This window comes from Pseudomonas sp. GW821-FHT10B02, from assembly GCF_059415665.1.
Genome location: NZ_JBWKNR010000006.1, coordinates 39,697 through 53,316, shown reverse-complemented (window position 1 = coordinate 53,316; position 13,620 = coordinate 39,697). Strand labels below are relative to the sequence as shown.

The 13,620-nt window shown below is 61.6% G+C and carries 8 protein-coding genes; 6 read left to right on the top strand and 2 right to left on the bottom strand.

From position 1 onward, the window contains the following. Positions 1-109 precede the first annotated feature (109 nt). Positions 110-2,485, bottom strand: coding sequence for a phosphoenolpyruvate synthase (gene ppsA, locus AC07OF_RS11145; protein ID WP_157191793.1), 2,376 nt, complete (start codon positions 2,483-2,485; stop codon positions 110-112). A 176-nt stretch (positions 2,486-2,661) separates the two neighbouring features. Between ppsA and ppsR the strand changes: the two genes are divergently transcribed. After that, the gene (gene ppsR, locus AC07OF_RS11140) at positions 2,662-3,480 is read left to right on the top strand and encodes a posphoenolpyruvate synthetase regulatory kinase/phosphorylase PpsR (protein ID WP_045195025.1); all 819 of its coding nucleotides are present in this window, start codon (positions 2,662-2,664) and stop codon (positions 3,478-3,480) included. Positions 3,481-3,630: 150 nt separating this feature from the next. Here the strand turns inward: ppsR and AC07OF_RS11135 are convergent, their stop codons facing one another. Further along, positions 3,631-8,496 carry an NAD-glutamate dehydrogenase gene (locus AC07OF_RS11135; RefSeq protein ID WP_157191791.1) on the bottom strand — a complete coding sequence of 1,622 codons (4,866 nt, stop codon included), beginning with the start codon at positions 8,494-8,496 and terminating at the stop codon, positions 3,631-3,633. A 349-nt stretch (positions 8,497-8,845) separates the two neighbouring features. Here AC07OF_RS11135 and AC07OF_RS11130 point away from each other — a divergent pair, with 349 nt between their 5' ends. The 5 genes from AC07OF_RS11130 (at position 8,846) to AC07OF_RS11110 (ending at position 13,618) form a co-directional block, all read left to right on the top strand. Beyond that, positions 8,846-9,199, top strand: coding sequence for a hypothetical protein (locus AC07OF_RS11130; RefSeq protein WP_157191790.1), 354 nt, complete (start codon positions 8,846-8,848; stop codon positions 9,197-9,199). Between the two features lie 74 nt (positions 9,200-9,273). Next, complete coding sequence (locus AC07OF_RS11125) at positions 9,274-9,984, top strand: FadR/GntR family transcriptional regulator (RefSeq protein WP_157191789.1); 711 nt, start codon at positions 9,274-9,276, stop codon at positions 9,982-9,984. A 118-nt stretch (positions 9,985-10,102) separates the two neighbouring features. Continuing rightward, entirely contained in the window at positions 10,103-11,296 is a 1,194-nt protein-coding gene (gene lhgO / locus AC07OF_RS11120; protein WP_157191788.1) for an L-2-hydroxyglutarate oxidase, read from the top strand. Between the two features lie 45 nt (positions 11,297-11,341). Then, entirely contained in the window at positions 11,342-12,670 is a 1,329-nt protein-coding gene (locus tag AC07OF_RS11115) for an MFS transporter (protein ID WP_157191787.1), read from the top strand. 324 nt (positions 12,671-12,994) lie between these two features. Beyond that, the gene (locus AC07OF_RS11110) at positions 12,995-13,618 is read left to right on the top strand and encodes a CDP-alcohol phosphatidyltransferase family protein (protein WP_157191786.1); all 624 of its coding nucleotides are present in this window, start codon (positions 12,995-12,997) and stop codon (positions 13,616-13,618) included. The last annotated feature ends 2 nt before the right edge of the window (positions 13,619-13,620 follow it).

The window sequence follows — 13,620 nt, the reverse complement described above, 5'->3', positions numbered from 1 at the left end:
AGGTTTCTTGCACGAAAAAGGGCGGGAACCATCACTGGAACACGCCCTGGAATACGGTCGGAACCTTCACCGGCCAGCGACGGCCAAGTGAAGGTTCCGGTTCAACGCCTCAGTTCGCAGCCTGGCCTTCAGCCAGGAAGAACCAGGTTTCGAGTACCGAATCCGGGTTCAGCGAGACGCTTTCGATGCCCTGCTCCATCAGCCACTTGGCCAGGTCCGGGTGGTCGGATGGGCCCTGGCCGCAGATGCCGATGTACTTGCCAGCCTTGTTACAAGCCTGGATGGCGTTGGCCAGCAGCTTCTTGACCGCAGGGTTACGCTCGTCGAACAGGTGAGCGATGATCCCCGAGTCGCGGTCCAGGCCCAGGGTCAGCTGGGTCAGGTCGTTGGAACCGATGGAGAAGCCGTCGAAGTACTCGAGGAACTCTTCGGCGAGGATGGCGTTGGACGGCAGCTCGCACATCATGATCACGCGCAGACCGTTGTCGCCGCGAGCCAGGCCGTTTTCAGCAAGCAGGTCAACGACCTGGCTGGCTTCACCCAGAGTGCGCACGAACGGCACCATGATCTCGACGTTGGTCAGGCCCATTTCGTTGCGCACACGCTTGAGTGCACGGCACTCCAGCTCGAAACAGTCACGGAAGGTTTCGCTGATGTAACGCGAGGCGCCACGGAAGCCCAGCATCGGGTTCTCTTCTTCCGGCTCGTAGAGCTTGCCGCCGATCAGGTTGGCGTATTCGTTGGACTTGAAGTCCGACAGACGCACGATGACCTTCTTCGGCCAGAACGCCGCCGCCAGGGTGCTGATGCCCTCAACCAGTTTTTCGACGTAGAAGCCGACTGGATCGTTGTAACCGGCAATACGCTTGTCGACGCTTTCTTTCAGCTCGGCCGGCAGGCCGGCATAGTTCAGCAGCGCCTTGGGGTGCACGCCGATCATGCGGTTGATGATGAACTCCAGACGCGCCAGGCCGACACCGGCATTGGGCAACTGGGCAAAATCGAACGCACGGTCCGGGTTGCCGACGTTCATCATGATCTTGAACGGCAGATCAGGCATGGCATCGACCGAGTTCTGACGGACGTCGAAGCCCAGTTCGCCCTCGAAGATGAAACCGGTATCGCCTTCGGCGCAGGAAACGGTCACGCCCTGGCCATCTTTGAGCAACTGGGTGGCGTTGCCGCAACCGACCACTGCCGGGATACCCAGTTCACGGGCGATGATCGCCGCGTGGCAGGTACGTCCGCCACGGTTGGTGACAATGGCGCTGGCGCGCTTCATTACCGGTTCCCAGTCCGGGTCGGTCATGTCCGATACCAGCACGTCGCCAGCCTGGACCTTGTCCATTTCCGAGACGTCTTTGATGATCCGTACCTTGCCGGCGCCGATGCGCTGGCCGATGGCACGGCCTTCAACCAGCACGGTGCCGGTTTCCTTGAGCAGGTAACGCTCCATGACGTTGGCCTGGGAACGGCTCTTCACGGTTTCCGGACGCGCCTGAACGATGTACAGCTTGCCGTCATCGCCGTCTTTGGCCCACTCGATGTCCATCGGGCACTTGTAGTGCTTCTCGATGATCATCGCCTGTTTGGCCAGCTCGCTGACTTCGGCGTCGCTCAGGCAGAAACGGCTGCGGTCGGCTTTGTCGACATCAACGGTCTTGACCGAACGACCGGCCTTGGCTTCTTCGCCGTAGACCATCTTGATCGCCTTGCTGCCCAGGTTGCGACGCAGGATGGCCGGGCGGCCGGCTTCCAGTGTGCCTTTGTGGACATAAAATTCATCCGGGTTGACCGCGCCTTGTACGACGGTTTCACCCAGGCCGTAGGCGCCGGTGATGAACACTACATCACGGAAACCCGATTCGGTGTCGAGGGTGAACATTACGCCGGCAGTGCCGGTTTCCGAACGCACCATGCGCTGCACGCCTGCCGACAGGGCCACCAGCTTGTGGTCGAAGCCCTGGTGCACGCGGTAGGAAATGGCGCGGTCGTTGAACAGCGAAGCGAACACTTCCTTGGCGGCGCGGATGACGTTTTCGACGCCACGGATGTTCAGGAAGGTTTCCTGCTGACCGGCGAACGACGCGTCTGGCAGGTCTTCGGCGGTGGCCGAGGAACGCACGGCGACGGCCATGTTCGGGTTGCCCTGGGACATTTCAGCGAAGGCGGTGCGAATTTCAGCGTTCAGACGCTCGGGGAACTCGGCTTCCATGATCCACTGACGGATCTGCGCACCGGTACGGGCCAGGGCATTGACGTCATCGACATCCAGCGCGTCGAGCGCGGCGTGGATCTGGGCGTTCAGCCCACTCTGCTCGAGAAAATCACGGTACGCCTGAGCCGTAGTGGCAAAGCCGCCGGGGACCGATACACCGGCGCCCGCGAGGTTACTGATCATCTCGCCGAGGGATGCGTTCTTGCCCCCCACATGCTCTACATCATGGACGCCGAGCTTATCGAGGGAAACTACGTACTCTACCAAGGTGATCTCTCCACTAACTGTGTTGGAAAAGCTCAGGTCGCCCGCCTGCCAGCTCTGGCTTGGCCGGGCGCTTGTGGCCTGGACCCGGAAAATAAGTGAGAATGCCGAACACGATGTTCGGTAAACCGAACCTATCATATCCAAGAATTCTCACCAGCTTAAGGCCCAAGGCGCAAATGAAACGATCTGCTTTCTTTATTTCCGACGGCACCGGTATCACTGCCGAGACGCTGGGACAGAGTCTTCTGGCGCAATTCGATACCATTCCGTTCAATAAATTCACACGCCCGTACATCGACAGTGTGGAAAAAGCGCGGGTCATGGTACAGCAAATCAATAGCGCTGCAGAAAAGGACGGTGTCCGTCCGATCATCTTCGACACCATCGTCAATCAGGATATCCGCGAGGTCCTGGCCACCTCCAATGGCTTCATGATCGACATTTTCTCGACCTTCCTGGCCCCGCTGGAGCAGGAACTGACAGCGCATTCGTCCTATTCGGTGGGAAAATCCCACTCCATCGGCGGCAACTCCAACTACATGGAGCGCATCGAGGCGGTCAACTTTGCCCTGGACAACGATGATGGCGCCCGTACTCACTACTACGACAAGGCCGACCTGATCCTGGTGGGCGTCTCGCGCTGCGGCAAAACCCCGACCTGTCTGTACATGGCCATGCAATTCGGCATCCGCGCGGCCAACTACCCGCTGACCGAAGACGACATGGAACGCCTGCAACTGCCGCAGGCCTTGAAAAACCACCAGCACAAGCTGTTCGGCCTGACCATCGACCCGGACCGGCTGACCGCCATTCGTCACGAGCGCAAGCCCAACAGCCGCTACGCCAGCTTCGCCCAGTGCGAGTTCGAAGTGCGCGAGGTGGAGAACCTGTTCCGCCGCGAGAACATTGCCCACATCAACTCCACGCATTTCTCGGTGGAAGAGATAGCGGCGAAGATTCTGGTCGAGAAAGGTGTGGAGCGACGCTTCAAGTAAGCCTTACTGGCCTCATCGCCGGCAAGGCCGACTCCCACAGGGTCTGCTGCGCAACAATCCATTGTGGGAGCCGGCCTTGCCGGCGATGAGGCCCGAACAGTCAAAAAAAAGCCCCGGCAACTGCCGGGGCTTTTTCATTTCAGCTCAGACTCAGGACGGCACCACCGCCGCCTGCCCGCTCATGGCCAGATCCACCAGCTCGCGGTTGGCTACCGCGTACATGGCGTAATCGGTACCGGTTGCGGCACGCAGCTCGTCCAGCATGGCGCGCCAGCGGTTGACCATCACGCGGTGCTGATCCAGCCACAGCGTCACGCGGGCATCCATGTCTTGCGGCGCGTCGGCCATCTGCAGGACCGAGATGGTGATCGCGCGCTGCTGCAGGTCGATATCATCGCGGAACGACTCGCGGGCCAGGGCCTGCCAGTTGTTTTCCACCGACAGGTTGCTGATTTCCTGCAGGTACCAGGTCAGATCCAGCGCGCTGCCCACTGCGAAGAAGGCCTTGGCCACTTCAGCCGGATCCTGGCCGGTGACGTCGGACGCTTCGATAATCGGCAACAGGGTGTACAGGTGCGTGGTACCGGCCACCATACGCGCCAGCAGCTCCGGCACCCCGGCTTCGACGAAGCCCTGGTAACGGGTCATCCAGCGCTCACGGGTCGGCCCTTCCAGCAGCTCATCAAGCTTCAGACCCAACGCGGCAATCTTCGGCCCGAAGTGCGCAACATCGCGCCCGGCATCCTGCTCGTTACGACGGCTACGCAGGAACCAGCGGGTTGCCCGACGGCCCAGACGCATCAGCTCGTCCATCAGGGTCAGCTGGATTTCTGCAGGTACCTGGTAGTCCAGCGCCTCGATCTGACGGAACCAGTGCGGCAGGTGGAAGATATCCCGCACGATCACGTAAGCACCGGCAACGTTCGCCGGGCTCATGCCGGTGGACTCTTTCAGACGCTGAACGAAGGTGATGCCCATGTTGTTGACCAGATCGTTGGCGATCTGGGTGCTGACGATTTCGCGCTTCAGGCGATGGCGACGCATGGCCTCGGCGAATTTACTCACCAGTGACGGCGGGAACGCGGTTTCCATGTCGCGGGTCAGGTAGTCGTCATCCGGCACCAGCGACTTGAGCAGCTGTTCCTTGAGGTCGATCTTGCTGTAGGAGATCAGCACCGACAGTTCGGCGCGGGTCAGGCCCTGGCCGGCAGCCAGGCGCTCGGCCAGCTGCTCTTCGGTGGGCAGGAACTCGATAGCCCGGTCCAGCTTGCCACGGCTTTCCAGGTCGGCCATCAGCCGCTTGTACTCGGCGATGCGCTCCTTGGCCCGACGAGCGGCCAGGGACAGCGCCTGGGTCTGCTTGTAGTTGTTGCCCAGCACCAGACCGGCCACTTCGTCGGTCATGCTGCCCAGCAGCTGGTTACGCTGCTTCTCGGTCATGTCGCCAGCCTGCACTACTTCGTTGAGCAGGATCTTGATGTTGACCTCGTGGTCGGAGCAGTCCACGCCACCGGCGTTGTCGATGAAGTCGGTGTTGGTGGCACCGCCATTGAGGCCGAACTCGACCCGACCCAGTTGGGTCATGCCGAGGTTACCGCCCTCGCCCACCACTTTGCAGCGCAGCTCGTTGCCGTCGACACGCAGGGCGTCGTTGGCCTTGTCGCCAACATCGGCGTGGCTTTCTTCGCTGGACTTGACGTAGGTACCGATACCGCCGTTCCACAGCAGATCAACCGGCGCCTTGAGCAAGGCGTTGAGCAGCTCGGTCGGGGTCAGCTTGTCGGCTTCGATGGCGAAGCGCTCTTTCATCTGCGGGCTGATCGCAATGCTTTTCGCGCTGCGCGGGAAGATTCCGCCACCTTCAGACATGATGCTGGTGTCGTAGTCACTCCAGGCCGAACGCGGCAGGTCGAACAGACGCTTGCGCTCGGCAAAGCTGCTGGCTGGCTCCGGATTCGGGTCGATGAAGATGTGCAGGTGGTTGAACGCAGCCACCAGTTGCAGCTTCTCGGACATCAGCAGGCCGTTGCCGAACACGTCGCCGGCCATGTCACCGACACCGACCACGGTGATCGGGTCTTCCTGGACGTTGATGCCGCGCTCACGGAAGTGACGTTGCACGCCAACCCACGCGCCACGGGCAGTGATGCCCATTTTCTTGTGGTCGTAACCGGCCGAACCACCGGAAGCGAAAGCATCGCCGAGCCAGAAGCCGTAATCGATGGCAATGCCGTTGGCGATGTCGGAGAAGGTTGCGGTGCCCTTGTCGGCCGCCACCACCAGGTACGGGTCGTCATCGTCGTGACGCACGACGTTGGCCGGCGGCACCAGGGCGCCGTCCTTGAGGTTGTCGGTGATGTCCAGCAGCCCGGAAATGAAGATCCGGTAGCAGGCGATGCCTTCAGCCTGGATGTCGTCACGGCTACCGCCCAGCGGCAGGCGGCGCGGCAGGAAGCCGCCCTTGGCCCCGACCGGCACGATCACCGAGTTCTTCACCTGCTGGGCTTTTACCAGGCCCAGCACTTCGGTACGGAAGTCTTCCTCGCGGTCCGACCAGCGCAAACCACCCCGGGCAACGTTACCGAAGCGCAGGTGCACACCTTCGACGCGCGGCGAGTAAACGAAAATCTCGAACTTCGGCACCGGCTTGGGCAGCTCGGGGATCAGCTTGGGATTGAACTTGAAGCTGAAGTACGACTTGACCTGGCCGTGGGCGTCGGTCTGGTAGAAGTTGGTGCGCAGGGTGGCCTTGATCAGGTCCAGGTAGCGACGCAGGATGCGGTCTTCGTTGAGCACCTGGACGTCGTCCAGGGCCGCCAGGATGGCCTGTTCCAGACGTTGCTGCTTGTCGTCCAGGTCTTCGCTGGTGAGCTTGCGCGCCAGGTAGAAGCGGGTCTTGAACAACCGGGTCAACTCGCGGGCGATGTCGGTGTGGTTGTTCAGGGTGCTGGCGATGTAACCCAGGTCGAAGCCCAGGCGGATCTGCTTGAGGTAGCGAGCATAGGCACGCAGCAGCGCGACGTCGCGCCACGGCAGGCCGGCGGTCAGTACCAGGCGGTTGAAGGCGTCGTTTTCCGCATCGCCATTGACGATGTGGACAAAGGCGTCTTGCAGGGTGTCGTTAAGTTGCTGGATATCCAGGTCCAGGCCTTCGCTGTAGGTGAAGGCGAAGTCGTGAATCCAGAACTCGCGGCCACTGGCGTGACGCAGGTGATACGGGAACTCGCCGAGCACGCGCAGGCCGAGGTTTTCCAGAATCGGCAGCACGTCCGACAGTGCCAGCGGAGTATCGGCATGGTACAGCTTGCAGTGCAGCTGGCGCTCACCGAGCTGGGTCAGCGGCTGGTAGAAACTCATCACCAGCGGCTTGCGCTCGGACAGGGTCAGCAGGTGCTGCATGTCGACCACCGCCGAATGGGCGGCGAAGCGCTCGCGGTAGCCGGCCGGGAAGCCTTTCGGGAAGTCGGCCAGGACGTTGGTGCCCTGGGCTTCGCCGAAGCTTTCGACGGTCAGGCTGGCGTAGTCGTCCTGCCACGAACGGCAGGCCTGGATGACTTCGTTTTCCAGCTGTTGCGGGTCGATGTCGATGCGGTTTTTCGGGTCGACGCGCAGGATCAGTTGCACACGCGCCAGCACCGACTCGGAGAAGAAGGTCCAGAACTCGCAGTCGCTGGCCTTCAGGCGATCCATCAGCACCTGCTGGATCTTCTGCCGCACTTCGGTGGAGTAGATATCGCGCGGCACATAGGCCAGGCAGTAGCAGAAGCGGCCGTACGGATCCTTGCGCAGGAATACGCGGATCTTGTTGCGTTCCTGGATCTGCACGATCGACATGACGGTGCTGAACAGCTCGTCGACCGGGGTCTGGAACAGGTCGTCACGCGGCAGTACTTCCAGGACCTGGGCCAGCTCTTTACCCAGGTGGGCTTTGGGGTCGAAGTGCGAGCGGCGCTCGACTTCGGCGACCTTGCCACGGATATAGGGGATGTTGCGCACGCTCTCGCCATACACCGAAGAGGTGTACAGGCCCATGAAGCGGCATTCCTTGATGACCTTGCCGTCGGCATCCAGCTGGCGAATCGAGACGTAATCCGGGTAAGCCGGACGGTGCACACGGCTCGGGTAAGCGGCCTTGGCGAAAGACAGCAGCAGCGGCTCGTTGAGGTAGTTGACCGCGTAGTCTTCGATACGCAGGTCTTCGGCGGTGAGACCCGCGCGCAACAGGCGGGTCAGGCCGAGGAACGACTGCTCGTCATACGCCAGTTGACCGCCCTGGGCATCGGCGCGGACCACGAATTCTTCATAGCCGAGGAAGGTGAAGTGGTTACCCACCAGCCATTCCAGGAAGTCCTTGACCTCGGCCTTCTCGGCCTGGGCCGGGGCATAGGCGGTTTGCTCGACCAGCGTCAGCAGTTCCCGCAGCTTGGCTTTCATCGGCTCGAAATCGGCCACCGCAACGCGCACTTCAGCCAGCACCTGCTCCAGCTCGCGGCTCAGCACGTTGAGCTCGGCGGCGTTGGCGCAGCGGTCGATTTCCAGGTACATCAGCGACTCTTGTGAAACGCCCTCGCCCTGAGTGCCCTTGGGCAGGACTTCCAGCAGCTCGCCCTTGGCCCCGCGACGCACGCTCAGTACGGTGGTCTGCAGGGTATGGATGCTGTAGCCGCGGCGGTTGAGCTCGGTGCGTACCGAGTCGACCAGGAAAGGCAGGTCATGGTGCAGGACTTCGACCGCAGTGTGGGTCGACTGCCAGCCATGACGCTCGTAATCGGGGTTGTAGACGTGAACCTGGGGGTGGGCTGGGTCGAAGCGTTCGATGATGCGCCAGGCCGACAGGGTGCAACCGGCCAGGTCCGACAGGCGGCGCTGGGTGAGTTCGTCTAGAGAAATGATGCCGAAGAACTGTTCGGCGAACATCGCCACTTGTGGCAGTGCCTGTTCGCTGATGTGCTGCGCCAGGGCCGCTTGCAGTTGGTGCTGGAAGTCGGCTTTGCTGGCTGCGGTGAAAAACGCCATCTGTGGTACTCCGCTGGGCTTTGTTATGGAGTGAAGCGTCGCGCGCGTCCGCCATCTACGGATCAACGATAGCCAACCCGTAGCAGGAGGACGGAAAAACCATCGGAACAGGAGTAAATCGTGACTCACAAGTCACATGCACCCGTTCCACGGATGGGCATCTGCAAAAACGACTGCTCCAGGCAGAGCTGTGTCTTTACGGGTGACCATCGACAGCGCAGCTTAACGAGTGCCCGCCCGCCCCTGCTTGCGGTGCTGCGACATATTCGGTCATTGAGGTGCAGGTCCACGTTTATCCGGGGGCCGAAGACTGGCAGAATCGTGTTTCAACTTATTTATCGAGCCACTCATGCAACTGACCACCGCCCTGCTCTTCGCCACCCCTTGCGATGATGAAGAAGACAACATGGCCACCTTGTGCTGCCACAGCGACAAGGGCCGGATGTTCCTCATGACCCGCTATCCGGACGAAGACCGTGTGGACATCACCCTCGACGACCATTACGCCCCGGTCGAAGGCTTGAAAGTCACCCTGGGCAAAACCCGATTGCTGATCGAGGTTGCACCTCTGGATGCCGACGCCCTCGGTGGCGATGATCACCTGGAAATCACCCTGAGCAGCGACGGCACTGACCTGGCCGAGGTTGAAGAGACCTTGCAGAACATCCTCAAGGGCACTGGCACCTACATCAGCGAGCTGTAATGGCGATTGCGGTTTCTTGACAAGAAACCCTCTCGAAGGCATTGTCTGACAACCTGATTAATGAGCAATACCCCATGCTTGAGCTTCAGCGCCCCGATACGCTGGTTGAACGCGTCGTCGGTGCCATCCGTGCAGAGATCGATTCCGGGCGCCTGGCGGCCGAATCGCGCCTGCCCACCGAACAGCAACTGGCCGAACAGCTGAACGTCAGCCGCTCGGTAGTACGCGAGGCGGTGGCCCAGCTCAAGGCCGATGGTGTGTTGATCGCCCGTCGCGGCCTGGGTTCGTACATTTCGCAAACCCCGACCGGCACGGTGTTCCGCTTCCCGTCCGGCCAGGGTCGACGCCCGGACCTGGTGCAGATGTTCGAAGTGCGCCTGTGGATCGAAACCCAGGCGGCCTCGGTTGCCGCCCAGCGCCGCGATGCTGCCGATCTTGCGCGGATGAACAAGGCCCTGCAGGAGATGCTCGACAAGCGCAGCGACTTTGCCGCAGCGGCAGCCGCTGACGTCGAGTTTCACCGTGCCATCGCCGACGCCAGCAAAAACGATTACTTCGTGGCCTTCCACGACTTTCTCCGTGGCCAACTGGCCGCCGCCCGCAAAACCGCCTGGGAAAACTCGGCCGCCCACTCGGTGGGTGGTTCGGCGGATGCCAACCGCGAGCACCAGGCGCTGTACCAGGCCATCGCCGACGGCGACCGTCATGCGGCGGCGGCCTGCGCCGAAGCCCACCTGCGCGCCTCGGCCAAACGCCTGAAACTGGAATTGCCAAGCATCGATTGAACCCTTGAACTGCCATGAATAGCGGGCGCTGGTGCATAGCGCCCTTTTGTTTGACCGACTTAGTCTGACAACCTGATAAGCAGACTCTCTGACAAGAACAAGCCAAGGTGACACCTGCATGATTTACGACTACTGCATCATCGGCGGCGGCATCGTCGGCCTCGCCACCGCCATGGCGCTCCTCGAACGCCAGCCAGGCGCTTCGCTGCTGATCCTGGAAAAGGAAGCGAGCCTGGCCAGGCACCAGACCGGTCACAACAGTGGCGTTATCCATGCGGGGATCTACTACGCCCCGGGCAGCCTCAAGGCCGATCTGTGCAAGCGCGGTGCCGAGGCAACCAAGGCGTTCTGCACCGAGCACAAGATCAAGTTCGATGTCTGCGGCAAACTGCTGGTGGCCTCTACCCCGCTGGAAGTCCAGCGCATGCAGGCCCTGTACGAGCGTTCACAGCAAAATGGCCTGAAAGTCGAACGCCTCGACGCCACTGAACTGCAACGCCGCGAGCCGAACATCGTCGGCCTCGGCGGGCTGTTTCTCGATGCCACCGGCATCGTCGATTACAAGCAGGTGTGCCAGGCCATGGCCCGGGTGATCCAGGCCGCAGGCGGCGAAGTGCAGTTGTCGACCACCGTGCGCGCGATCGTCGAGAGCGGCGACAGCGTCACCATCAGCAGTGATGACAAGGCCTGGCAAGCCCGTCAGCTGGTGGCCTGTGCCGGTCTGCAGTCGGACCGACTGGCAGCGCTGGCCGGAGTCAAGATCGACCACCAGATCATTCCTTTCCGCGGTGAATACTTCCGCCTGCCGGCCAGCAAGAACGACATCGTCAACCACCTGATCTACCCGATCCCCGACCCGGAACTGCCGTTTCTCGGCGTGCACCTGACGCGGATGATCGACGGCAGCGTCACCGTCGGGCCCAACGCCGTGCTGGGCCTGGGCCGGGAGAACTACAAGAAGTTCTCGGTGAACTGGCGCGACGTTGCCGAATACGCACGCTTCCCCGGCTTCTGGAAAACCATCTGGGCCAACCTCGGCTCGGGCACCACCGAAATGAAGAACTCGCTGTTCAAGGGCGGCTACCTGGAGCAGTGCCGCAAGTACTGCCCATCGCTGAACATCGAAGACCTGCTGCCCTATGAAGCCGGGATCCGCGCCCAGGCGGTGATGCGCGACGGCACCCTGGTCCACGACTTCCTGTTCGCCGAGACGCCGCGCATGGTGCATGTCTGCAATGCCCCGTCGCCGGCCGCCACCTCGGCGATCCCGATCGGCCAGATGATCGCCGACAGGATCTTCAAGACCCGCTGAAACCCTGCTGAACACCATAACTACAAAGACAAAAGGAAACCTCAGATGTCGGTACACGAGACGGCTGCGGCCGCGACAGAAACCCCGGAACAAAACAAAAAGCGCCTGCGCAAGGTCGCGGCGGCCACCATCTTCGGCTCGATGCTGGAGTGGTATGACTTCTACCTTTACGCCACCATGGCGGCGATTGTCTTCTCCAAGGTATTTTTCGACCCGAGCAATCCGGCCGTGGCCTCGCTGCTGGCCTTTTCCACCTTTGCCATCGGCTTTATCGCCCGGCCTTTCGGCGGCATCCTCTTCGGTTACCTGGGTGACCGTTTCGGACGCAAGCAGGTGCTGGTCATCACCTTCTGCCTGATGGGTGTCTGCACCACCCTGATCGGCCTGATCCCCAGCTATGCCTCGATCGGCATCTGGGCGCCGATCATCCTCGTTCTGGTCCGGGTGATTCAGGGGCTGGGAGCTGGCGCCGAGCTCTCCGCCGCAGCGGTCACCTCCTACGAGCACGCCAGTGAAGGCAAGCGCGGCAGCCAGGGCGCCTGGCCGGCATTGGGACTGAACCTGGGCCTGTTGCTGTCGTCGCTGACCGTGTACCTGTTGACCATGAACGGCAACGAGTTCCTGCTCTCCGGTGGCTGGCGCATCCCGTTCATCTGCAGCATCGTGCTGGTCGCCGTCGGCCTGTGGGTGCGCAGAAGCATCCCGGAAACCCCGGACTTCAAAGAACTCGACAAAACCCAGCGCAAAGCGCAGGTGTCGCCACTCAAGCTGCTGTTCAAAAACGACCTCAAGGGTCTGGCCGTGGTGTTCTTCGTCGCCATCGGCTACAACGCCCTGAGCTACATCTTCAAGACCTTCTCGCTGGCCTACCTGACCCAGTACAAAGGCGTTGAAGCGCATGTCACTTCGCTGTCGGTGACCATCGCCAGCCTGGTGGCGATTATCGCCGTGCCGTTCTTCGGCTGGCTGTGCGACAAGTGGAGCAGCAAGACCGTGCTGATGCTCGGCGGGGTTTTCTCGGTGCTGTTCGCCTATCCGTTCCTGGCCCTGCTCAACACCGGCGAGCCGATGATGATCTACCTGGCGATCGCCATCGGTACCGGCATCCTCGCACCGATGATGTTCGCCCCTCAGGGCTCGTTCCTCAGCCGCCAGTTCCCGACCCAGACCCGTTCCTCGGGCTTTGGTACCGGCCGCGAGATCGGTACGGCCGTCGCCGGTGGCCTGGCACCACTGGGTGGCCTGGCCCTGGTGGCCAGCTCCGCGACCCACTCCACCGATGGCGTGGCGGTGATCCTGGCGGTGGCCGCAGTGCTGGTGGTGGTGTTTGCCTTCTGTGACCAAGGACACAAGCATTCCAGCTTCAAGAACTGAAACATCACCTCACTCACCCGCGTAGTCTTCGGCCTACGCGGGGCCCGCCCACGTCGCAACCTGTAGCACTGGCGTAATGCTGTTCACTTAAGGGAAGCGGGACAAGCCCGGTGGGAGCGGGCTTGCCCCGCGATTGCGTTTTGTCAGGCAAATCGCATCGCGAGGCAAGCTCGCTCCCACCTAAGTGAACAGCATTAGCAGCACTGCCAGGATTTCCTCTACAGTTGCTTCTGCATAACGCTTCAGCCGCTGATGGCGCTCCGCGCCTTTGCCCGGCGCCATCCTGACCTAAACCTGTTCCCTGCCCGGTCGAGACCTGCTCCGATGGTGTCCATCTACCAACTCAAACCTGCCTTCCAGAACCTCCTGCGACCGCTGGTAAAGCGCCTGCATGCGCGCAGCGTCACCGCCAATCAGATCACCTTGCTGGCGGGTGCCTGCTCGGTGCTGCTTGGCTGCCTGATCGCCCTGTTTGCGCAGCATGCCTGGCTGTTCATGCTGATTCCGTTATGGATGATCCTGCGCATGGCCCTCAACGCCATTGACGGTATGCTGGCCAGAGAGTTCGGCCAGCAATCGCACCTGGGGGCCTACCTCAACGAGCTGTGCGACATCGTTGCCGACAGTGCGCTGATCCTGCCTTTCGCATTGGTTCCAGGCGTCAGCGCATTTGCTGTGGTGCTGGTTGCGCTATTGGCGGTGTTCAGCGAGTACACTGGCGTGCTCGGGCCAATGGTCGGTGCCTCACGCCGCTATGACGGGCCGATGGGCAAAAGCGACCGCGCCTTCGTGCTCGGCGCCTTGGCCATTGCGATCGCCCTGGGTTGGCTCAGCGCCGCCTGGATCAATGCAGTGTTCGCGGTGATTGCCGGGTTGTTGGTGTTTACCCTGATCAATCGGGTGCGCCAGGGACTCAAAGAAGTAAGGGAAAACGCCCCATCAGCATAAGG

Coding starts and splice junctions, on each gene's coding strand:
- ppsR (WP_045195025.1), top strand. CDS start 2,662: ATGAAACGATCTGCTTTCTTTATTTCCGACGGCACCGGTATCACTGCC.
- AC07OF_RS11115 (WP_157191787.1), top strand. CDS start 11,342: ATGTCGGTACACGAGACGGCTGCGGCCGCGACAGAAACCCCGGAACAA.
- AC07OF_RS11135 (WP_157191791.1), bottom strand. CDS start 8,496: ATGGCGTTTTTCACCGCAGCCAGCAAAGCCGACTTCCAGCACCAACTG.
- AC07OF_RS11125 (WP_157191789.1), top strand. CDS start 9,274: ATGCTTGAGCTTCAGCGCCCCGATACGCTGGTTGAACGCGTCGTCGGT.
- AC07OF_RS11130 (WP_157191790.1), top strand. CDS start 8,846: ATGCAACTGACCACCGCCCTGCTCTTCGCCACCCCTTGCGATGATGAA.
- AC07OF_RS11110 (WP_157191786.1), top strand. CDS start 12,995: ATGGTGTCCATCTACCAACTCAAACCTGCCTTCCAGAACCTCCTGCGA.
- lhgO (WP_157191788.1), top strand. CDS start 10,103: ATGATTTACGACTACTGCATCATCGGCGGCGGCATCGTCGGCCTCGCC.